14 protein-coding genes and 4 pseudogenes are annotated in these 21361 nt (G+C 59.5%); 13 read left to right on the top strand and 5 right to left on the bottom strand.

The window, feature by feature from the left end:
* Positions 1-368 precede the first annotated feature (368 nt).
* Positions 369-1682, bottom strand: a complete 1314-nt coding sequence (locus XH96_RS33330) for a DUF2130 domain-containing protein (protein WP_092219808.1) — start codon at positions 1680-1682, stop codon at positions 369-371.
* A gap of 467 nt (positions 1683-2149) precedes the next feature.
* Here XH96_RS33330 and XH96_RS33325 point away from each other — a divergent pair, with 467 nt between their 5' ends.
* Complete coding sequence (locus tag XH96_RS33325; RefSeq protein WP_092219765.1) at positions 2150-2491, top strand: helix-turn-helix transcriptional regulator; 342 nt, start codon at positions 2150-2152, stop codon at positions 2489-2491.
* On the top strand, positions 2481-3821 hold the full coding sequence (locus XH96_RS33320; protein ID WP_092219807.1) for a type II toxin-antitoxin system HipA family toxin: 1341 nt from the start codon (positions 2481-2483) through the stop codon (positions 3819-3821). Before XH96_RS33325 ends, XH96_RS33320 begins: the two co-directional genes overlap by 11 nt.
* A gap of 233 nt (positions 3822-4054) precedes the next feature.
* Here XH96_RS33320 and XH96_RS33315 read toward each other — a convergent pair.
* The 3 pseudogenes from XH96_RS33315 to XH96_RS33305 form a co-directional block, all read right to left on the bottom strand.
* Positions 4055-4539, bottom strand: a pseudogene (locus tag XH96_RS33315) (transposase); the annotation flags it as partial.
* Between the two features lie 288 nt (positions 4540-4827).
* Positions 4828-5855 (bottom strand): annotated as a pseudogene (locus XH96_RS33310) (IS110 family transposase).
* 37 nt (positions 5856-5892) lie between these two features.
* Positions 5893-6390 (bottom strand): annotated as a pseudogene (locus XH96_RS33305) (IS5/IS1182 family transposase); the annotation flags it as partial.
* 107 nt (positions 6391-6497) lie between these two features.
* On the opposite strand from XH96_RS33305, the gene XH96_RS33300 reads away from it, so the two are divergent.
* The 10 genes and pseudogenes from XH96_RS33300 to XH96_RS33255 all read left to right on the top strand — a co-directional run bounded on the left by XH96_RS33300 (position 6498) and on the right by XH96_RS33255 (position 18331).
* Positions 6498-7748, top strand: coding sequence for a Tm-1-like ATP-binding domain-containing protein (locus XH96_RS33300; protein ID WP_246789860.1), 1251 nt, complete (start codon positions 6498-6500; stop codon positions 7746-7748).
* Positions 7741-8604 (top strand): phosphoenolpyruvate hydrolase family protein, encoded by an 864-nt coding sequence (locus XH96_RS33295; protein WP_092219763.1) that lies wholly within the window; start codon positions 7741-7743, stop codon positions 8602-8604. Before XH96_RS33300 ends, XH96_RS33295 begins: the two co-directional genes overlap by 8 nt.
* Complete coding sequence (locus tag XH96_RS33290) at positions 8597-10369, top strand: FAD-dependent oxidoreductase (protein WP_194389656.1); 1773 nt, start codon at positions 8597-8599, stop codon at positions 10367-10369. The genes XH96_RS33295 and XH96_RS33290 overlap by 8 nt, the downstream gene beginning before the upstream one ends.
* Before the next feature lie 692 nt (positions 10370-11061).
* Positions 11062-11925 (top strand): branched-chain amino acid ABC transporter permease, encoded by an 864-nt coding sequence (locus XH96_RS33285; RefSeq protein ID WP_194389655.1) that lies wholly within the window; start codon positions 11062-11064, stop codon positions 11923-11925.
* Entirely contained in the window at positions 11922-13142 is a 1221-nt protein-coding gene (locus XH96_RS33280; protein WP_194389653.1) for a substrate-binding protein, read from the top strand. Before XH96_RS33285 ends, XH96_RS33280 begins: the two co-directional genes overlap by 4 nt.
* Positions 13143-13207: 65 nt before the next feature.
* Positions 13208-14218 (top strand): branched-chain amino acid ABC transporter permease, encoded by a 1011-nt coding sequence (locus XH96_RS33275; protein ID WP_194394362.1) that lies wholly within the window; start codon positions 13208-13210, stop codon positions 14216-14218.
* Positions 14205-14939 (top strand): ABC transporter ATP-binding protein, encoded by a 735-nt coding sequence (locus XH96_RS33270; RefSeq protein WP_092219752.1) that lies wholly within the window; start codon positions 14205-14207, stop codon positions 14937-14939. The genes XH96_RS33275 and XH96_RS33270 overlap by 14 nt, the downstream gene beginning before the upstream one ends.
* Entirely contained in the window at positions 14932-15627 is a 696-nt protein-coding gene (locus XH96_RS33265) for an ABC transporter ATP-binding protein (RefSeq protein ID WP_194389652.1), read from the top strand. Before XH96_RS33270 ends, XH96_RS33265 begins: the two co-directional genes overlap by 8 nt.
* A gap of 77 nt (positions 15628-15704) precedes the next feature.
* A complete protein-coding gene (locus XH96_RS33260; protein ID WP_194389651.1) occupies positions 15705-16961 on the top strand; it encodes an amidohydrolase family protein in 1257 nt (418 codons plus the stop codon).
* 152 nt (positions 16962-17113) lie between these two features.
* Positions 17114-18331, top strand: a pseudogene (locus tag XH96_RS33255) (substrate-binding protein).
* A gap of 58 nt (positions 18332-18389) precedes the next feature.
* Here the strand turns inward: XH96_RS33255 and XH96_RS33250 are convergent.
* Positions 18390-19172: an enoyl-CoA hydratase-related protein gene (locus tag XH96_RS33250; RefSeq protein WP_092219746.1), complete on the bottom strand. Its 783-nt coding sequence runs from the start codon at positions 19170-19172 to the stop codon at positions 18390-18392.
* A gap of 710 nt (positions 19173-19882) precedes the next feature.
* Between XH96_RS33250 and XH96_RS33245 the strand changes: the two genes are divergently transcribed.
* On the top strand, positions 19883-21208 hold the full coding sequence (locus XH96_RS33245) for an MFS transporter (RefSeq protein ID WP_194389650.1): 1326 nt from the start codon (positions 19883-19885) through the stop codon (positions 21206-21208).
* Positions 21209-21361: the final 153 nt, after the last annotated feature.

The following is a 21361-nucleotide window of genomic DNA, read 5'->3' as shown; positions in this document are numbered from 1 at the left end:
TATCGATTCGTTGTGGAACACGCAGCCGCGATAGGATCGTGTGTTCTGGCAGCCGGGGTTGTTTGGCTCCTCTATCTCACTTTGAGGGGCAGGTCGCAGAACGTATCTCCTTCAGAGCGGCATTCCGAGCTTCCGAATTCCGGTCAAAGCCCGCCACCAGCGATAAGCAAGCTTCGTTCGAGTGTGCCGCCAGCAGTATGGTTGGCGGCAGGCGAAGGCGCGGCCTTCGGCAAGGCAGAAATTTCTGGGGGCATGTTCTACTACGGCGCCTGGATGGCTGGGCCGAACGGTGAAACCAGGCAGTATGCGATAAATCCTGCTCTTCCGGCGCACTCGCGTCAGCCCGATGTCGATGGTCAGTCGATGCCTTATCCTACTTTCCAGTCACGTTCGCCTGCGGCTTCCAACATTGGGACCTCTAGACTGGGAATCTCCGGCATCGCCTTGCCGGCAATCGCTTGCAGGTCACCAACCATGCCGACGGTCGATTCGATCACGGCCAATATTTGCGTTTCGCGCTTGGCCCACTGCCTTCCCAAGAATTTGCGCTCCTTATCCAAATCCTCGCGCATTTCGTTAAACTTCTCGACCACGGCATCCACCCGTTGGCGGAATTTTGTGCCGGTCAGGTATTGGTAGACCTGCTCCATCTTGGTCTGCTGTCCCTGTTGAACCATGCGCGAACTGTTGACGTCGATAAGTCCCTGGCGGAGAGCCACTGCAACCGGGAGCGCACATCGCGGATGAGCAACCCAGATGCCGTCGATGAGATCGAAATGCTCTACATGCTTTGGTAGAGCCAGTGAGACGATAAGCGCCACGTCCGCGCCACAGCGGCGTTGATCATCGCGAAGTTTTGCAAGCCAGCCGTCGCTCCATGCCTTAGTCCGCTTCGACTCCCATAGGATGATGCCGGCGGGTTGACTGATCGAGCCGTTCACCTGCTGCATCACGTCGGCACCGAGCTCACCCTTGCCGACAGGCTCAATCAGATCTGTGGGAAACCTTCCCCGGAGCAACTCCTCCAGCTCAAGTTCGAGAACCTCACCTTGCGACTGTTGCGAACCTTGCTCGGCCTTGCGCTTCAACTCTTCGATCGTGCGGGCCATGGATTCGATTGTTTGGTCCTTTTCCGCAACCCGCAAGCGCGCGGCTTCGTCGGCATCCTGCCTTGCCTTAGTCTGGATTTCCCCGATGGATGCGTGCACGCGTTTTTCTATGGTTAAGTCGAGCTCCCGCTTTTCCTGTTCGAGCGCTCGTTGTTGTCGCATCAACTCGGCTTGTTGCTTCTGGGCCTCGGCCAGCTTGAGGTTGTTGTTGGCCAAGCTGGCCCTTAGCTCTGCAGCCTCCGCTTCCTTCGCTTGTAGCTCAGCGGCAGCCGCCTCGCGCGCCTTCCTTCCCTCGCTAGAGGCAAGTTGCGCCCTCTCTATCGCCAATCGTTGTGCGACCCGGTCTTCAAGCTGCTCGCGTTCCCTCGTAAGTTGCTCGCGTTCCAGCCGCAGCGCCTCGACTTTTCGAGCCAACTCGGCGTCCTTGCTCGCCAGCTGTTCCTGAAAGCGCTGACGCGTTTCCGCGAGCAGCGGAGCAGCCAATGATTCCGTCAGGTGGATCTCGTGATTGCAGTTGGGGCATTGCAAGGTCGGTTCAGTTGAAGCGCCGGCTGCGATTGCTTTAAAGTTCATGAACTTCCCCATTCCGACCGGTCCCGATTGAAAATCATCCAAGTGCGATTGGGCCGTCTGCGGCGGCGATGTCTACATGCTGTTTGCCGGTCGCCGCCCTTTTCCACGCAATCCGCACTTTTGAGCCGGGCAGAAATCGCCCGCTCTTTGGCAAAGAACTGGCTTTGCCGCATTGAGCGAGGTTGAAAGGGCAGTCTTCGATGTTCCTGTTATGTACTCGCGAGGCCGCCGTCAATTGGTTTCCCATCTGATGCATGTCGGGATCGGATGAGCGGGCCCAATGTTGAGGCGCAAGGTGCACACGGGCAATTCTCAGCCTTTTAGGGAAGTTTTGGCGTGTTAAGGCGCCAATATACGACTTTGCGGTAGCTTAAGGCGCCAAGAAGTTGACATAGCCGAAGAGGAGTGTTATATTCCTTGGTGCCATAAGGCGCCAAAAAAGCATTTTAATGGAGCCTTAAGACGCCATGCCTCCTCGCAGTCAGTTTATCAGCGCACCACCCTCTGCCGTTCAGGAAGCGATCAAGCGCTTGGGCAACAATCTCCGGACCGCGCGCCTGCGCCGCAACCTGAGCCATACAGAGCTGGCAACTAAGCTGGGCGTAGATCGGCACGTCATCGCCGATGCTGAGAACGGGAAATTGAGCACCAGTGCCGGCGTGTATCTCGGCATGCTGTGGGCAATGAATCTTCTCCCGTCTCTTGCCGACGTTGCCAACCCGAAGAACGATGAGGAGGGGCTCGCTCTAAGCGGCCTCGATGAGCGCGAGCGTGCGCGACGGGGGGGGGGACCAAGCAATGCCTTCTGAGGAATGTTTCGTCTATATCACGCTGCCAGGCCAGACAGAACCGGTTACGGCCGGGCGGTATCAGCTCGACACGACACGCCAAGGTGCCGCCGTTGGACAATTCGTCTATGGCCGCAGCTACCTCGAGCGAAAGGATCGCGTCGAGTTCGATCCGGTCGAGCTCAAGATTCAAGTTCCGCCATTCCGGACAACGAAGCTGCGGGGCAATTTTGGCGCGTTGCGCGACAGCTCTCCGGACGCCTGGGGACGCAAGCTGATCGAAACTCGTCTGGGCAATCCGTCGCCGAGCGAAATTCAATATCTGCTCAATTCACCCGACGATCGCGCCGGCGCTTTGAGTTTTGGTCTCAACGTGCAACCGCCGGCACCTGTTCGTACGTTCAACAAGACGCTGGACTTGGCGCGTTTAATCGAAGTAGCCGACCAGATCGTTGCCGCCGAGAAGGATCCAGCAGCAGCACCAGCAGGTGCTGACGCTGAACAGGCAGAGGCGTTGATGCGCGCGGGCACTTCGATGGGGGGTGCGCGGCCGAAGGCTACTGTCGAGGACGAGGGTGCGCTTTGGCTCGCGAAATTCCCCCACCGCGACGATCGATGGAATAACCCTCGGGTCGAGCACGCCATGCTGACCCTTGCTCGCGGGTGCGGGATCTCGTGCGCAGAGAGTCAGATGACCACGATCGGCGATAAAGATGTCGTCCTGATTAAACGGTTCGATCGGAATAAGGCGGAGAAGGGTTACCACCGCAGCAGGATGGTGAGCGCCTTGACGCTGCTCGATGCCGATGACACGCCTGATACTGTCGATAAGCGTCGAAGATGGTCATATCTCCTGCTGGCTGACGAAATTCGGCGAGCCGCATCCGGAACTCAGTCGAAAGATCTGCCAGAGCTGTTTCGGCGGGTGTGCTTTAACGCTCTCATCTCCAATACCGACGATCATCCACGTAACCACGCCATCTTGGCAAAGGACCAAGCGTGGTCTCTATCACCGGCATACGACCTCACCCCGAACCCGATGATTGCCTTGGAGCGCCGGGACCTGGCGATGGCGTTTGGCAACTGGGGGCGTTACGCCAACCGGCTCAATTTGCTCTCGCAGAGCGAACGTTTCCTCTTATCAAAAGAAGAGGCAACGGCAATCGTAGACGGCATGAAAGCGACCATTGGGGAGTCCTGGTATAGGGTCTGCCGACAGGTCGGCGTCAGCGAGCGTGACTGCGAATTGATCCGTAGCGCGTTCGTTTACGAAGGCTTCGGTTACGATTTGGCGGATCCGACGATCGCAACCGACGACGCCGAAGAGCTGCCAACGACCCGTCCGCGTTAAAACGAACGGGAAATCTGCCGAAGCGCGATGATCGCGCGCTCACAGGCGGCCGCCACAAGGCGCCAACCGACGGTGGCCAAGACATCTAGGTCGCTAGTCCTGAGCGTGGCCGGAGGAACGCCGCAGATGCCCGATAATATCTGAATAGCGGCCAGCTTTTTCGACGCGTCGGACTAACTGCGCCAGGATCGGTAGCTTGCTTCTGGCTGTTCGAAACGCCTCATAGTCGTCCGTTAAGAATCTGGTTTGAGCGCAGGTGTAAGAGGGAGCAGCTGCATCAAAGCGTTCAAGATTAGGTGCAGCAGAAGCTTCAGCCAGGCGAGGACGAGGCGAAGATTGTGGCCGACGGCGGTCAGGACGACATTGGCCGCATCGCCGTCGCGGCCCTTGAGATGGCAGCGGCCGAGGTGTCCGTCGGTCTTCATATGACCGATCACGGGCTCGATGGCGGAGCGGCGCCTGAGTTCGCGTTTGATCACCCCGAAGACGCCACGCTTCTGGCAGGAGATGAAGACGCGGCGCGGGTTTTCCGTTTCGTGACCGCGATAGCCCTTGTCTACATAGGCGCGCTCGATTCCGCAGCCAGTGAGCGTCTCGGTGCTGTTGATGACCTCACGGAGCGTGTGCCTGTGATAGGGGTTACCCGGCAGCGCCTTGGCGTGCAGCACGAACTGGCCGCCCGGGCGCGGGCATTGGTGGTGACGATCGAAGCCTTGACGCCGATCTATGGACCACGCCCGCGTTGCAAGAGGAATCGACAAACGGATGTAGCGGTCTGCGCCAATCTATCCGGCTTCGATTTGAGGCTCTCGCCTCGAGCCATTATGGATATCCGCCCACTTCTGTCCTCAATAACTCGCCGGCCTCAAGAAGGGCCATGGCGTCGAACCAGGCTTCAGAAGTGTCGGTGCAACCGTTGCTCCATCGTCCTTTCCGTCTCGCAAACCTCGGCGGGATGTTGTGCCTTTCCAGTTGGACCGTGGATCTTCTCCTTCCCGGCCGTGTCTTACGCGGCGTGGCCCACGAAGTTGGCGTCGTAATCACGGCCCTTTGCGAGCATGCTCCAGGCTAGGCGCGCGAGTTTTGCGGCCAGGGCGACAACCAGTACATTCGAGTGGAGCCGCTTGGATGCTGCTTCCAACCAGGCTCCGAAGCCATGCCTGGGCCAACTCTGACGCCTTAGAAGTGCGGCTCTGGCCCCTTGAATGAACAGCGTTCGGAGGTACCGATTGCCACGCCTCGATATGCGGCCGAGAATGGTTCGATCGCCGGTCGAAATTTGTTTCGGTACGAGGCCGAGCCATGCTGCAAAGTCGCGGCCCTTATGGAAGGCATCACCAGTTCCGATCGCGGCGATCATCGCACTTGAGATGATTGGTCCGACACCCGGCGCACTCGTCAGGCGGCGACAGTGTGCGTCTTGATCAGCGAGTTCGTCGATTTCCTTCGTGATCGATGCGACCCGCCGCTTGAGAAAGCGCCAGTCTTCGGCCAGGTCCTGAATGAGCCGAACCACTCGAGGCGACAAGTTATCCGAGAGCATCGAGAGAATCTGTGGAAGTGCCAATCGGAGTGCTGCCGCTCCCTGCCGAACTGGCAGCCCTCGCTCAAGCAAAAAACTCGGATTTGATTGATGACCGCGGTTCTCTGTGTCACCAATCGACTGCGAACTCTGTGCAGCGCCTGCAAGTCGAGTTGCTCGGCCGATTTCAACGGGACAAAGCGCATGGTCGGGCGTTGCGCCGCCTCTGCGATGGCTTCGGCATCACGGAAGTCATTTTTGTGGCCCTTGAGGTATGGCTTCACATACTGCGCTGGCAAGAGCCGTACTTGATGGCCTAATTTCTCGAGCTTGAGACCCAGGTGGTGTGCTCCTGCACAGGCTTCCATTCCGATCAGGCAGGGCGGAACATTGGCCAGCGACTGCTCAAGCTGATTTCTCGATCGCTTCTTGCGTAGGATGATTGCACCCGTTGCATCGAACCCCACCACATGGAATGTGTTCTTGCCTAGATCAATGCCGATCGTGACAATGTTCGTATGGACATGGTTTGCGCTCCTTCTCTTGCCGGGGCTCTACCTTGCCGTTGAGAGCGGGCGTGATCCATGCCATTAACTCATACGGCGCTGAGGCCTTGCCCTTACCGATGCATTCGACCTCGGGTGCGTGGAAGGAGTAAAGCTTGTATCCGCGCTGCCGCTGCTCCTGGGAGCGGATCTGGCCTGCGCGCGAAAGCGGTTGCTCGAACGCAGCTTCGAGTTCTGGCTGGCCGGCGATCTTGCGGCGGATGTCTCGGATCGGGCGGCCGAGCCGCGACCGCAGCAGGCGCAATTGCCGACGATGGCGCTTGAACTGTTTGGCATGGGCATAACGACCCGCCATCATCGCCGCCTGCTTGGCGATGCGCCGATAGGATTGCCGCAGCTCAAGGCCATGCGCGCGGGCCAGCCGGTTGAGCACCCTGATCGCCGCATGGACCAGCTTGGCATCGGTCGGGAAGGTGATGGCCTTGGGCTGCACGGTAGTGTCCACCGTCACCCGCTTGAGATCGCGCGTCCGCAACGCGCCGGTTGGCACCTACCCAATTTTACCCAGTCGCGCTCGTATCCGGCCTTATGAGCCATTTTACTTCGATCTAGACCTCCAAATGTCCAGAAACGTCTAGGAGGAAGATCGTGTCTCACCATTGCGTGGGCGACCAGAAGTCGGTCCGGGATGGTCACGCCTCCGATCTTGCGGGCAAGGTCGCGATTATCGCAACCTTGGACACAAAGGGCCGCGAAAGCACTTATCTCGCGCGCGTCATCGAACAGTGGGGCCGCAAGACTCTTACGATCGATGTAGGCACATCAAACAGAAGGTGCAGAAGCGAGGCGGATAGCAGCGATGCACGGGTGGCTGCACCCGCCGAGCTCTTACGGGAAATAGCTGCAAGCGCGCGTGAAGAAGTCAAGGAGCTCCTGCGATCAGGTGCGATCGACGCAGTCGTCGGAGTGGCGGGCGGCAAAGGCAGCGCAGTCTTCGGTGAAGTTGTATCGGATTTGCCATATGGATTCCCAAAGCTGCTGGTGAGCAGCGCGAGGCCAGCCCTCCTGGCCGAACTCGCCCTCCACAATGACATCATCCTCTATCCGACCCTGGTCGATCTCTTCGGAATCAACGCGTTCACCGAGCGCGTTCTCGACAACGCAGGGCGGGCCATTGCGGCGATGCACTATGTGCCTGCTCGAGAGCGGCGGAAGACAAAGACTGTAGCGATCACGGCCTTTGGCGTGACGACCCCGGCGGCAAATCGCTGTGTAGCGCGGCTGGCAGAGGCAGGCGTCGACGCGATTGTCTTTCCGGCCAATGGCGCCGGGGGCCGCAAGATGGAGCAGCTCGTGTCCGCCGGTGAGTTCGATGCGGTGATCGATTTGACCACAACCGAGCTCGCTGACGAGCTCGTCGGCGGCACCGCCAGTGCAGGTCCCGATCGGCTCAAAGCAGCTTCTCACCGGTTGATACCTCAGCTTATCGCGCCGGGAGCTGTCGACATGGTGAATTTTGGCCCTCCCTCGAGCGTGCCTGCCGAGTTCAAGGGACGCCAATTCTATTCGCATACTCCCTTCACGACGCTCATGCGCACGACCGTCTCGGAGAACGAGCGCATAGGCAGGCTCACAGCAGAGCGCCTTTCGCAAGCAAAGGCGCCTGCCCTCGTGTTGTGGCCGGCCAAGGGGGTGTCTGACTATGACCGAGACGGTGGAATCTTTCGAAACCCTGAAGCCGATAGAGCCTGGTTCGACGCTGTCAGGCAAAACCTACCGCCCTCGATTATCGCCCGCGAGCTGGATTGTCACATCAACGATCCGGAATTTGCAGACGCGGCCGCATCGTGGATCGTCGAACGATTGACACCAGGAGGGTCCTCGCGTGCGGATGTTTGATCGGGCCGAAATACTCGCAAAGATCACGGTTCAAGTTGCGGCGGGAAAGGCAGTGCTTGCCGCGGCGAGCAGTTGCGGGCTCGTCGCAAAATGCGCAGCTCTCGGCGGGGCTGATATGCTCGTGGTCTACAGTACTGGGTTATCGCGGTTGATGGGGCTGCCGACGAGCCGGATCGGCGATTCCAATGCGCGGACGCTTGAGCTAGCGGCGGAGATCCGCAATGTCGTCTCCTCCGTTCCTGTTATAGGCGGTGTCGAGGCCTGGGATCCCCTCCGGCTCGACCTCGATGACCTTCTGGACAAGTTCTGGGCTGCCGGCTTCTCCGGCGTGATCAACTACCCGACCATTTCAACAATGGGTGAGAAATGGCGTGAGCGTCGAAACCGCGTCGGGCTCGGCTTTGAGCGTGAAGTTGAGATGATCGCGGCGGCCCGCAAGAAGAACATCTTCTCGCTCGCCTATGTCGCAAGCCCGCACGACGCCAAAGCGATGGTAACGGCGGGAGCCGACTGCATCGTCCCACATGTCGGCGCAACCCGCGGCGGGCTTGTGGGGCATGAGGAGGGACAGTCGATTGAAGAGGCCATCAGGCGCATCAACGACATCAATGCTGCAGCTCAGGCCGTCCGCCCGGACGTCACCCTTCTCTGCCACGGCGGCGCAGTCGCTGAGCCCCAGGATACCTCGGAAGTCTACCGATCGACCGGATGTGTCGGCTTCGTTGGCGCCTCCTCCATCGAACGGATCCCGATCGAGCGGGCGGTGAAGGCTGCAGCCGAAGAATTCAAAGCCGTTCCGCTCCCGCGAGAGCGTCAGCATTCACTGCAGACTCCACACCGAGGCACGAATGAATAGCCCGATCACCGAATTGAACAATGCAGCTTCCTTCTCCAAAGCGAGCAAGCCAACGCACGATTCGCAGACGGACGTGCTCGTGATCGGCAGCGGCGCCGCCGGACTGTCCGCAGCGCTCTATGCGGCAAAGGCCGGACTTCGCGTCACGGTCTGCGAGAAGTCTAACCGGCTTGGCGGCACGACCGCGCTCTCGAACGGCATGATCTGGGTTCCATGCTCAATGCAGGCCCGAGCCGCGAAAATCGATGATTCGATTACGAAAGCGAAGACCTATCTGCAACACGAACTTGGCAACTACTATCGCCCGGAGTTCGTGAACGCCTATCTTGAAGACGGCCCAACGGCGCTCGCCAGCTTGGAGAATGGGAGTGAAGTCAAGTTCACACTGGCCTCCGCTCCGGATTATCATTCGAGCCAAATCGGCGGGGTCGACAAGGGCCGGGCGCTGAGCCCAGTACCTTACGACGGGCGGCTTCTTGGCAAGGATTTCGACCTGATAGGTGATCCGATTCGCGTCGTGCTCGGCGGTATGATGATTTCGTCCGGCGAGGTCAGAAGCTTCCTCAACCCCTTCCAGTCGGTTGCCTCGTTCAAACACGTCCTCGGCCGGGTGAGCCGCTACGCAGGCGACCGGCTGCGCTACAGGAGGGGCACTGAACTCAGTGGCGGCAATGCGCTGATCGCGCGGTTATTGGTAAGCGTTCGTAGATATGGCGTTGAAATCTGGCCACGCTGCCCGGCGATCGAACTCACGAGGGAAGGCGGGAGAGTTACTGGCGCAATCGTCAGGCGAGGTGGCGCCGATCTCCGGGTCCGCGCCTCGCACGGAGTGATCCTGGCAACCGGTGGCTTTGCGCGGAACGGAAAATTGCGAGCCCAGCTCAGCGGAGCCCACCAGCACAATGATACGCTCGCCCACAGCGATGTCACTGGTGATGGTATTGAGCTCGCAGGCAAGCTCGGAGCGGCAATTGATAATGACGTGGCATCGAGCGGCTTCTGGACGCCCGTCTCGATCCTCAGGAGCGGCCGCTCCTTGCAAGTGGTCCCGTACGGCTGGCTTGATCGTGGCCGTCCAGGCGTCATCGCGGTGGGGCCAAATGCCAAGCGCTTCGTCAATGAATCCAATTCGTATCATGATATCTGCCTTGCCATGTTCAACAACGGTTATCCGGCGGACAAGCGGTTCTATTTCATCTGCGACAAGGAATTCGTCCGCCTCAGGGGCATGGGATACCTGCTCCCCTGGCCATGGACATTGAGCATCAAGAAGTATGCTCGGTTGGGCTACATCGAGATTGGCCGGACTATTGCGGAGCTTGCGACGGAATTGGGCCTCGACCCGACAGAGCTCGAAAAAACCGTTGAAGAACACAATGCCCACGCAGCTGAAGGACGCGATCCGCTCTTCAACCGCGGTGAATCGGCTTTCAACCGTACGCTGGGAGATCCGGCGGTCGGAAAGAAAAACCCGAACCTTGGGGCTATCAAAACCGGCCCATTCATCGCACTCCCAATTGTCCCGGCAACCCTTGGAACGGCCACCGGCCTCTCAACCGATGCAGAGGGACAGGTCCTGAATGGAAATGGCGCGCCGATCGCAGGTCTTTATGCCTGCGGCAATGACATGACCTCGCCGATGCGTGGAATCTACCCAGGGGCAGGCATTACGATCGGCCCGGCGATTGTGTTCGCCTACCGCGCAGTCGACAGCATCGTGCGGTCGGCGCGACAGGAGCAGCTCGCGGCGGCATCGGGAGCGTAAGCCGAATGTTCTCTCCTGTTCCCCTGCGACGACGGACCGGGGGTAAAGTCAAGGGTGTGGATGGTCCAACCAGCACCGCTTTGAACATCTTATGAACAGCCCTGCCGGGTTTCATGCAACTATGATCTCATGATTTGGAGGGGCACGATGCGCCGCTCACGCAACGCCAAGATCGTCGCAACCGTCGGCCCGCATCAAAGCTCACCGGGAGGCAGTTGCGAGCCCCCGGTGATGCTGAACTGGTCGGTGAAGGAGTTCGCCGACCGAAGCGGGTTGTCATGCGCCGTCATCAGGCGGCTAGAAGAGTATAATGACACGCCTCCGGCGTCCGACGAGTTGCTTCAAACCTTGTAAAACACGTGTGCAAGGGAATTGAATCTACATTTCCGCTGATTGGCAAGGCAGGTGTTCGGCCGCGGGTGCAATGTCGGTTGCCCAGCGAACATTACTCAACATTACTCAGATCTCCCCTACGTTTCTCTAGGAAATCTCGCGCTGGGTGTCGTGAATGAAGTGTCGACAGGCGAGCCGCCCAAGTAGCTCACGTTCGCCTGCAACTCCCATTGCCGGGATGACCTTCTAGGAGCGCTCTCGTGGCAGAAGCCCTTCGCATTCCAACGAGTAGCCCACGCCATCAAGCGATCGGCGTGAAGAGGATGTGCTCGCAATCGCCGGGAATGTGACGCAGCAGCATGGACACGCTACCTATCGCCATCTTCGAAATCTTGAGCTTCGGCGCGATCGTTGTGCTGGTCGTGCTCGGCCTCGGAATCATTGCCAGCATGATGGGTATCTTCAACTTCGCCCAGGGCGAGTTCGTCCTGCTTGGCGCCTACGTCACTTATCTCGTGCACAGCGTCGGTTTGCCGGTCCCGCTCGGGATGCTTGCCGCGCCAGTCGTCGTCGGCGCGCTTGGTTTCATCCTGGAAAAGCTCGTGGTGCGACGGTTCTATGCCGCTCCAATCGTCGCGATGCTTGGCACCTATGCGCTCGGGCTGATCATTCGCGAAGTCGTGCGCGGCCTGATCGGCGGACTCTATCTCTCGGTGCCGGAGCCAATCGGTGGCTCCATCACGATCGGAAGTCTACACTTCGCCACCTGGCGCGGCGTCATCGTCATCATCACTTTGCTGGTGATGGCCGCGAGCCATGTACTGCTTGCCTACACCTCGTTCGGGCTGCGAGTCCGCGCCTCGCTGGAGAACCCGTCGCTGGCGCGTGCCTCGGGCATCTCCACGGGCATGATCTACAGCCTCACCTTTGCGTTTGGTGCGGCGCTCGCGGGCCTCGCGGGCGCGCTGATCGTGCCAGTCTTTTCACTGTTCGCCGATCTCGGCATCCGCTTTCTTATCCAGGGTTTTGTTGCCGTGATGGTCGGCGGCGTCGGGTCCTTTGCGGGCCCGGTCGCTGGCGCCAGCGTCATCGGCACGTTCAGTGCCTCGCTGCCTTGGCTGATGTCACCGGTCATCGCCGACGTTCTGGTGTTCGTGCTCGCCATCATTTTTATCAAGTTCCGGCCGCAAGGCCTAATTTCGGGGAGAGGGGTCAACCGATGATCAACGCCAGCCGTGAACTGAGCCGCCGCCGCTTTCTCGGCAATTTTGGTTTCGCTTCGGCTGCCATCGCGGCGGGCCCAGGCAGCTGGGTGATCCGCCCGGACTGGGCAAATGCTGCGGAAGGCCCGATCAGGCTCGGCATTGCTACCGATCTTACGGGGTCACTCGGCTTTGCCGGCAACACCGACGCCAATGTCGCTCGCATGCTAGTCAAGGAGATCAACGACTCCGGCGGCCTATTGGGACGCCCGATCGAGCTCCTGATTGAGGATACTGCCTCCGACGAATCCGTCGCCGTGGGAAATGTGCGCAAGCTGATTCAGCGAGATAAGGTCGACTTGGTGATCGGGGGTATCTCGAGTTCGATGCGCAATGCGATCAAGGACGTCATTATCTCTCGCGGCAAGACGCTCTATATCTATCCGGAAGGTTACGAAGGCAAAGAGTGCACGCCCTCTCTGTTCTGCACCGGGCCGGTACCGGCGCAGAATTGCGACCAGTTCATTCCCTGGTTGATCAAAAATGGTGGCAAACGCTTTGCCCTGCCTGGCTCCAATTATGTTTGGCCGCAAACAATTAATGCCTATGCGCGCAAGGTGATCGAGAGCAGCGGTGGCGAAGTCGTCTTTGAAGAATACTACCCGCTCGACCAGATCGACTTTTCCTCTACGGTTAGCCGCATCATATCCAATAAAGTAGACGTGGTTTTCAACGCAATTGTCCCGCCAGGCGTTAGCCCGTTCTTCAAACAGCTCTACCAAGCCGGCTTCTCCAAAAACGGCGGGCGGCTGGGTTGCGTCTATTACGACGAAAACTTCCTGGAAATGAACCAGGCCCAGGAGATTGAAGGGCTTGCGAGCAGCCTCGACTACTACAAGGTGCTCGCGGAGGCGGATCCAGTGAGCGCCAGGATTCAATCGGCTTACGACAAACAATTCCCTGCCAAGTTCCGGTTCTCGGCAGGCAGCGCCGCTACCGGCACCTATCGCGGACTGAAGCTATGGGAGGCCGCGGTGAAGGAGGCTGGTACAATTGACCGCGACTCGGTAGCCGCCGCCCTCGACCACGCCAAGATTGCAGAAGGGCCGGGCGGGCCTGCCGAAATGGCACCCGGCAAGCGCCACTGCAGGATGAATATGTACATCGGAGTGGCGAAGGGCGGCCAGTACGAGATTGTCGCGCGTAGCGCCGGCCTTGTCGATCCGAAGGAGTGCTGATGTCATCGACCGGCACTCGCATACAGCCGCCGCCACGCGTCATTCAAGCTGCTCGTTCGCCCGTCATGGCATCTGCCTTCGCAGGGCGAAAGAAGGTGCTTCCGATCCTCGAATTGGCATTGCTGATTGCCGCTTCGATCGCACCGCTCGTCCTGCGGGATTACATCACTGTTTATGCGACGCGAGTGCTAATCCTGTGCCTCTTCGCGTTGTCGTTCGACCTGGTGTGGGGCTATGCCGGGATATTGAGCTTGGGCCAGTCGTTGTTCTTCGGCATGGCCGGCTACGGTGTGGCGCTGCTTTCACGCGACTTCGGGGTCGGATCGATTTTTGCCGTTCTTCCGGCCGGAGCCCTGATAGGCTTTGTGGCGGCATTGCTGTTGGCAGGCTTCCTGCTGCTCGGCCGTCATCCCTCCAGTGTGGTCTTCGTTTCCCTTGGTACGATGACCGGAGCTTACGCAGCTGACCGCCTGGCGAGAGGGTCACATTATCTTGGCGGCCAGAACGGCATCCCTTCGATCCAACCGATGACCATCGGCTCGCACGAATTGAGCGAGGGACCAGGTTTCTACTACCTGGTGCTCGCCATTCTAGTTCTGATCTATCTTCTGTCGCGCTTCTTGTCGCGATCCCAGTTCGGCCTGGCGCTCGCGGGATTGCGAGAGAACGAACAGCGGATCGCCTTCTTCGGGTACAAAGTGCAACATTTGAAGGCGATCATATTCGCAATCAGCGGCGCGATTGCAGGTACTTCCGGTAGCCTTTATGCGTTTCACGAGGGGTTCGTCTGGCCAAACATGCTGGGCGTGGTCATGTCGACCCAGGTCGTTCTCTACGTCTTGTTCGGCGGCTCCGGGACATTGATCGGTGCGGTCGTCGGCACCGCGATTGTCGAGGGGATCAGCTTCTGGCTCTCCGACAACTATCGCGATATCTGGCCGATCATTCTCGGCGTTCTGCTGTTGCTCGTCATTCTGTTCCGGCCCCTCGGCTTGATCAGCCTCGTGCTAGGCGAGCGAGAACGTGTCGGTCATTTCGGCCCGAGCCTGAAGGAGAAGCGCAATGCCGCTCCTTGAAGCCGCCGGCGTCTCCAAGGTCTTTGGCAAGCTCACCGCGCTAGACGGAGCGGCGCTCACGGTCGGCGAGCGAGAGTTTCATGGCCTGATCGGGCCGAACGGCTCGGGCAAGAGCACTCTGATGAAGTGTCTTGCAGGTGCGCTAGTGCCGACGCAAGGCAAGGTGACGTTCATCAATACTGACGTCACCTCGTTGACGCCGCCAGAGCGCGCGCGAGCAGGCATGAGCCTGAAATTCCAGATCACCGCCGTGTTACCTGCCCTCACGCTTTACGACAACATCCTGCTCGCGCTGCAGGCCCGGTCCTCACTGCTGGATCTTGCGTTCTCGCGCAGTCGGGGACGGCTGCACGAGGAGGTCATGAAGATGCTCGTCCAGTTCCGGCTCGCCGATCGGGCCTTTGACGCTGCGGCGACCCTGTCTCACGGGCAGCAGCAATGGCTGGAGATCGCGATGGCGCTCGCATGCCGGCCGCGCCTGCTGCTGTTGGACGAGCCGACCGGCGGCATGAGCCTAGAGGAGCGCCGCGTCACGGGCGAGTTGCTGCAGCCCATCAAGCAGCATTGCTCGCTCGTCATCGTGGAGCACGACCTGGATTTCATCCGCGACATCTGCGACCGCTTGACTGTGCTTGATCAGGGCAAGGTGCTGGCGTCAGGAACGGTTGCCGAGATCCAGGCCAACAGAAGCGTCCAGGAGATTTATCTGCGCCGTGCCTGAAATCCTCAATATCAAGCATCTCGACGCCGGCTATGGACGCAGTCAGGTCTTGTACAACGTCAATATGGCCATCCCGCCGCGTGGCGGGGTCGCCGTCCTCGGCCGCAACGGCGCCGGAAAGAGCACGCTCATGAAAGCTATCGTGGGCGAACTACCGGCATGGAAGGGCTGCCTGCATTTCAACGGCCAAGACATCGATCGCCGGCGGACGGAAGTGCGGGTGCGGGCCGGCATTGGATATGTGCCGCAAGAGCATTCAGTGTTCGCGCGCCTCTCCGTGCGTGACAATCTCGCCGTCGGATCGCTTTTGGACCCCGATGGATCGGCGGCGGAGCGGGTGATGAAGATGTTTCCAAAGCTCGGCCAGCGTCTCGATCAGCCGGCCGGAACGCTCTCCGGTGGCGAGCGCAAGATGCTCGCAATCGGGCGCGCGATCCTCGGAAACCCGAAACTCCTCCTGCTGGACGAGCCGACCGAGGGTGTCTGGATCGGCGTCATCGAGGAGATCAGTGAGCGCCTGGTCGAGCTAGCTAGAGAGATCGCCATCATCATCGTCGAGCAACATCTCGACCTCGCAATGCGCGTAGCGGAGCAGGCCTATGTGCTCGATCGCGGCCGTGTCGCGCTTTCGGGCCCGTCGCAGCAGCTGCGCAACGACCCGCGGCTGTTGACGTATCTAGCGCCGTAGAGGCGTTCGCCGGTGGCTATCTCCAGGTCGAAGGTGGCGCATTTGATTTTTTTGCGATGGCTGAACGGAGAGGGGCGATGTCCGAAACCATGAGCGATTTTGTCAATGCGTGCCAAGTCGTCGATGTCCATGAACATCACATGGCCGAGGTCGCACATAGCGCGGACGTAAATCTGTTGAAACTGTTCCAACAGAGCTATGCGGCTTGGACGAGCCACGTGCTGCCATCCGAGCCTAAGGCAACGATCGAAATGGTATCTATCCCTCCCGAGCCGACCACCTGGGAGGCGCTTGCGCCGTTCCTCGAGAGGAGCGGATCGAACGCATTCGTCCGTAACCTCGTCCGCGGAGTCGCCGAGCTTTACGGTGTCGCCGACACTGGAATCACTCGCGACAACTGGGAGGCGGTAGATGCTTCGGTGCGCTTGCGCCACAAGGAGGCGACATGGCCAAGTGAGGTGATCGGGCGGGCCGCCATCCGAAGGATCGTAACGGACCCTTTTCTCGATCCGTTGATGGATCCGCGGCCGGTCCTAGGGCAAAGTTACGACGCGGTCCTGCGGATTAACGCATTCGCCCTCGGCTGGCACCCGGAATCTCGCGATCATAATGAAAATTGCGGGCATACGTTGCTGCGGCGCCTTGGCCTAGAGGTGAAAACCTTCGATGATTATTGCGACGCAATCCGCGAGCTCGTTGCCGGCTGCTCACGGCGCAATCACATCGCGCTCAAGAACGCACTTGCCTATGACCGGGATATTAGCTTTGACGAACCGAACGAGGAACTGGCTCGGCAGGCGTGGGGACAGAGATTTCCATCCCCTGCGGCGCGCAAGGCGTTCTGCGACTTTGTCGTCGACTTGTTTTGTCAACTCGCAGGCGAGGCCGACCTGCCAGTCCAAACTCATCTTGGAACGGCAATCATAAGCGGCTCCCACCCCCTACGCATGACCGGATTGATTGAGCGTCATCCTCGAACCCGCTTTCTGCTGATGCATTTGGCCTATCCCTGGAGCCGGGATCTGTTGGGAATGGCCTTTGTATACCGAAATGTCTGGCTTGATTTGTGCTGGTCGTTTCTGTTGAGCCCGTCACATTTCAAGCTCGCCCTCCACGAAGCCATTGAAGTCCTGCCAGATGAATCGCGAATGATGATTGGAGGAGATTGTCTTCACGTTGAGGAGACATTTGCCGCGATACGGGGCGCTCGCCGGTTGATCGGTGAGGTTCTGAACGAAAAAGTCGCGAACGGTTACTTTCGGTCGCGAGACGCAGAGCGCTTGGCGATCGGAATCCTTGGCGAGAACGCGAAGGAGTTTTTCAGACTGTCCTGAATGCTGCCCTTTGTTACGCGATTTTACCCAAACGCGAGCGGAAGAGGCTGCTTGAATCCTAAAATGACGGATAGCCTTTAGGCTGCCGGGTCCCTGGAAAGAGCAGGGCGCGTGGATGTAAGGCTATGAGCCAAGGGGAGGTCAGTTCGATGTTGAATGATCGCCGACAACTCAGCCGCCGCCGCTTTCTCTGCGATTTCGCCTTCGCGTCGGCGGCAATGGCGGCCGGCCCGGGCAGCTGGGTGATCCGTCCTGACTGGGCCAACGCTGCCGAAGGCCCGATCAGGATAGGTATTGCCACCGACCTTACGGGGGCACTCGGCTTTGCCGGGAATACCGACGCCAATGTCGCTCGCATGGTGGTCAACGACATCAACGAGACTGGTGGTCTACTGGGGCGGCCCATCGAGCTCCTGATCGAGGACACTGCGTCTAACGAGTCTGTCGCTGTTGGCAATGTCCGCAAGCTGATTCAGCGAGACTAGGTCGACCTGGTGCTCGGTGGCATTGCGAGCTCGATGCGCAACGCCATCAAGGACATCATCATCTCTCGTGGCAAGACGCTCTACATCTATCCGCAAGCCTACGAAGGCAAGGAGTGCACGCCCTATCTGTTCTGTACCGGCCCGGTTCCGGCGCAGAATTGCGACCGGTTCATCCCCTGGCTGATCAAGAGCGGGGGCAGACGCTTCGCGCTCCCTGGCTCCAATTACGTCTGGCCACAAACAATCAACGCCTATGCGCGCAAGGTGATTGAGAGCAGCGGCGGGGAGGTGGTGTTCGAGGAGTACTACCCCCTCGACCAAATTGATTTTTCCTCGACCGTAAGCCGCATCACGTCCAACAAAGTAGACGTGGTCTTCAACAGTGTGATCCCCCCGGGCGTCGGCTCTTTTTTCAAACAGCTTTATGAAGCAGGTTTTTCCAGGAATGGGGGGCAGCTGGGCTGCGTCTACTATGACGAGAACACGCTCGAAATGAATCAGGCTCACGAGATCGAGGGCCTCGCCAGCAGCCTCGACTATTACAAGGCACTGGCGGTCGAAGATCCGGTGAGCGCTAAAATTCAGTCGGCCTACGAAAAGCAGTTTCCTGGCAAGTTCCGGTTCTCAGCAGGCAGCGCCGCGACCGGCACTTATCGTGGATTGAAGCTGTGCGAAGCGGCAGTCAAGGAAGCCGGTACAATTGACCGCGAGGCGGTCGCCGCCGCGCTCGACCACGCAAAGCTTGTGGAAGGGCCTGGCGGGCCGGCGGAGATGGTGCCGGGCAAGCGCCACTGTAGGATGAACATGTACGTTGGTGTGGCAAGGGCCGGCCAATACGAAATCGTCGCCCGTGGCGCCGGCCTGGTCGACCCGAAGGAGTGTTGAAAGCCCCATATTACGCGGTCCAGCTTCGCTGGCGCCGCATGCGAGCAGATCGCGGTGGCTAGTTTCCGAGATAGTTCGGCGGCCTCTTCTCAAAGAAGGCGTTCATGCCTTCCTGCTGGTCAGCTGTGCTGAACGCAAAGCGGATGGCTTGGCGTTCAAACTCGAGCCCGGCGTCCAGCGTGGTCTGAAACGCGGCGAGAACTGCAGCTTTGGCAAGTTCAGCCGAACGGGGAGGCTTTTGCGCAATCAGATCGGCTAGTTGGACCGCACGAATCTGCGCCCTGCCGCTTTCGACAACTTCCGCCACAAGGCCGGCCTGCATCGCGATCCGCGCCGTGATGGATTGGCCGCTCAGGATCATCAGCATGGCCAGCGATTTGCCAGCCACGCGTGTCAGCCTTTGCGTCGCGCCGTCGCCCGGCAATATCCCGATGTTAATCTCAGGCTGTCCAAATACAGCCCCTTCGCCTGCTATCACGATGTCCGCGAGCAGTGCCAATTCGTGGCCGCCGCCGAAGCAAATGCCCTCGACTGCGGCAATGAGAGGCTTGGGGAAATTGGCGACATCCCGCCAGGCAGAACGGCGCGCGCAATTGTCGATTGCCTCAAAGCCGCGCTCTCGCATCTCCTTAATGTCAGCGCCGGCAGAGAAGAACGCATCGCTGCCACATATCACGACACAGCGGACATCTTCGTCAATTGCGGCATCGCGCAAGGTCGCGCCTAGATCCACAATCAGTTCGTTGCTCAAGGCGTTTCGTTTCGATGTCCTATTCAGCGTCAAAAGGCGTACGTGGGGCGCGACAGATGTGGACAGGATGAGATCGGACGTCTTGGTCATGGAGCGGTTCTCCTGAAGGAATATGAGAATCAGCGCATAAACTGAAATCGATTTCTTAGCAACGACGCTTCTTTGGGAGCCGTTTTGGCTGAATCAGCCTCCGCGTCGCTGGCGCCACTCGCTCGAGGCGGGCTGACGGTGTCCCGTGAGGCGGGCCTCAGCCTTAAAAAGCGGCTTGACTCCCCAGATCCGAATTCTTATTGGTTCTGAAATCGATTTCAGATGCAGATGTTTGAATGCCGGATAAATGCGGGAAACCGGAAGCGTGCGGCCGGCGAGAGTGGGGCGCATCTGAAGGATCTCATCGACGCTGCGGCGGTATTTGGCGCCGCGCTGTCCAACGAGAACATCAGCTTCTTCAGAAGCGCGCGTAGAGCAACAGGAGGAGGGTAAGCCATGGGAATGGCACGGAATGTCGCGCGCGCTTTACGCGAGCCGCCGCGCAAGTCGGAGGCAATGATGGAGGCGTCCTGCGGCATTAGGGTCGTGCAATGGCCGATCCTGAGGCGGGACTCGCAAATACGTGAAGCGAGGCGGGCTTTCCGCCGGCATCCCCGGCACCTTTTGCGCCTGCGCTCCCTCGGTCCGGCCTGCTCCAGGCCACCGCTCTCGTAGACCCCGCCGCTACGGGCGCAGTTGAGCCGACGAGCGGCTGCTCGTTCTCGCGCGACCCGCAACATTATTAACGCATCAATAGAGTCCGAGGACCCATGAACATCATTGCTCAGCCCAGCGCTGTATCCATCCAGCTTGACAAGCAAACTGCCAACAAGCGGATGACCGCTGGCCTTGGAGGAGGGGTGGCGCTGGAGTGGTACGACTGGAATGTCTACGGCGTAATGGCAGCGTTTCTCTCGCCGCACTTCTTCCCTTCCGATGATCCCACCACCTCGCTGCTAGCGGGGCTGGCCGTGTACGGGGCGGGTTTTTGCGCTCGACCGCTGGGCGCGGCTTTGCTGGGGCCGGTCGCAGATCGCATCAGCCACAAGCGCGTGATGTTGATTTCGGTTACGGCCATGGCGGTTTGCTCGCTTTTGATATCCTTGCTGCCCACCTACAAGGACCTCGGCGTCACGGCGGCGATAGCGCTGCTGATCATGCGGCTCATTCAGGGGCTTGCCACTGGCGCTGAGGCTGGTGTCGCCAACGCCATTGCAATTGAATTGGCGCCACCTGGAAAGGAGGGACACTACCTCGGTCTGATTGGTGGCACATTCATCCAGTTAGGAAATCTTGGATCGAGCCTCGTTGCCTTCCTGGTGAGCGCCTCGGTCGCACCTGAAGCCATGCGCGAGTGGGCCTGGCGCATACCCTTTGCGGTCGGTGGCCTGCTGGGCCTTTTGATCATCTATCTCCGCACGACGGTGCCGGAAACCTTGATCAACCGAGCCATGCATCGGCAAGACGAGTCTTCGCGCATTCAGGAAACGACTGGCGGTGTGTGGAAAACGCTATGGAGCGTCCGCCTTTCGCTGCTCGCCGTCATCCTGGTGATCGGCTCGGTGCAGATCGCCAACTATGCGTGGAACACCGGTCTGCCCAACATGGCCAACACGGTCTTCAAGGAGAACAGCACGTATGTGTACGGGATTATGACGCTGATGGTCCTGATCTGGATGTCAACGGCGCCTCTTGTCGGCGCTTTCGCAGACAAGGTACGACCCTCGCGCGCGTTCACGCTGCTGCGCCTGTTGCTCATCCCATGCTTCTTCCTGACACTGCTCTATTCGGAAAAGGGCATCGTCACGTTCTTCTTTGTCACGGTGTTCGGTGGCGCGATCGTGGGCTTCAACATGGCCCTCTATAACTTCATCGCGACAACGCTGATGCCGCGCGCCGTGCGGACCACCGGAGTGGCTCTCGGCTATGCGCTCGGCGTCTCTCTGTTTGGCGGGACGTCACCCTATCTGCTGGTCTGGTTGCAACGCGAGCACATCGCCTGGATGTTTCCCGTCTACGGATCGTTGATCGCGCTCCTGAGCGTGCTGGTCTACCAGATCGCCAAGAAGCGCGGCCGCCTCTACATCGGTGAATGAGCACTCTGCCCCTGCGCTTCGCCGCGACAGACGCAAAGTGTTCGCATCAGGTGCAAAACATAAGGGTTCGCGCGTATCCCTTCATGCTGGGCATGAGCATGGGATTGGCGCAAGCGTCCTTGCGCGAGCAGTCATTCACAAGACAAAGACTGC

Origin of the sequence: Bradyrhizobium sp. CCBAU 51765, from assembly GCF_015291725.1 — a bacterium.
Classification (GTDB): domain Bacteria; phylum Pseudomonadota; class Alphaproteobacteria; order Rhizobiales; family Xanthobacteraceae; genus Bradyrhizobium; species Bradyrhizobium liaoningense.
Note: the sequence above shows the minus strand (reverse complement) of the source record. Positions and strands in the feature narration are given on the sequence as shown.

What these genes read in the sequence shown, in the direction of transcription:
- XH96_RS33330 (WP_092219808.1), bottom strand. Translation starts at nt 1,682, where the DNA reads ATGAACTTTAAAGCAATCGCAGCCGGCGCTTCAACTGAACCGACCTTG.
- XH96_RS33325 (WP_092219765.1), top strand. Translation starts at nt 2,150, where the DNA reads ATGCCTCCTCGCAGTCAGTTTATCAGCGCACCACCCTCTGCCGTTCAG.
- XH96_RS33320 (WP_092219807.1), top strand. Translation starts at nt 2,481, where the DNA reads ATGCCTTCTGAGGAATGTTTCGTCTATATCACGCTGCCAGGCCAGACA.
- XH96_RS33295 (WP_092219763.1), top strand. Translation starts at nt 7,741, where the DNA reads ATGTTTGATCGGGCCGAAATACTCGCAAAGATCACGGTTCAAGTTGCG.
- XH96_RS33290 (WP_194389656.1), top strand. Translation starts at nt 8,597, where the DNA reads ATGAATAGCCCGATCACCGAATTGAACAATGCAGCTTCCTTCTCCAAA.
- XH96_RS33285 (WP_194389655.1), top strand. Translation starts at nt 11,062, where the DNA reads ATGGACACGCTACCTATCGCCATCTTCGAAATCTTGAGCTTCGGCGCG.
- XH96_RS33280 (WP_194389653.1), top strand. Translation starts at nt 11,922, where the DNA reads ATGATCAACGCCAGCCGTGAACTGAGCCGCCGCCGCTTTCTCGGCAAT.
- XH96_RS33275 (WP_194394362.1), top strand. Translation starts at nt 13,208, where the DNA reads ATGGCATCTGCCTTCGCAGGGCGAAAGAAGGTGCTTCCGATCCTCGAA.
- XH96_RS33270 (WP_092219752.1), top strand. Translation starts at nt 14,205, where the DNA reads ATGCCGCTCCTTGAAGCCGCCGGCGTCTCCAAGGTCTTTGGCAAGCTC.
- XH96_RS33260 (WP_194389651.1), top strand. Translation starts at nt 15,705, where the DNA reads ATGTCCGAAACCATGAGCGATTTTGTCAATGCGTGCCAAGTCGTCGAT.
- XH96_RS33250 (WP_092219746.1), bottom strand. Translation starts at nt 19,172, where the DNA reads ATGACCAAGACGTCCGATCTCATCCTGTCCACATCTGTCGCGCCCCAC.
- XH96_RS33245 (WP_194389650.1), top strand. Translation starts at nt 19,883, where the DNA reads ATGAACATCATTGCTCAGCCCAGCGCTGTATCCATCCAGCTTGACAAG.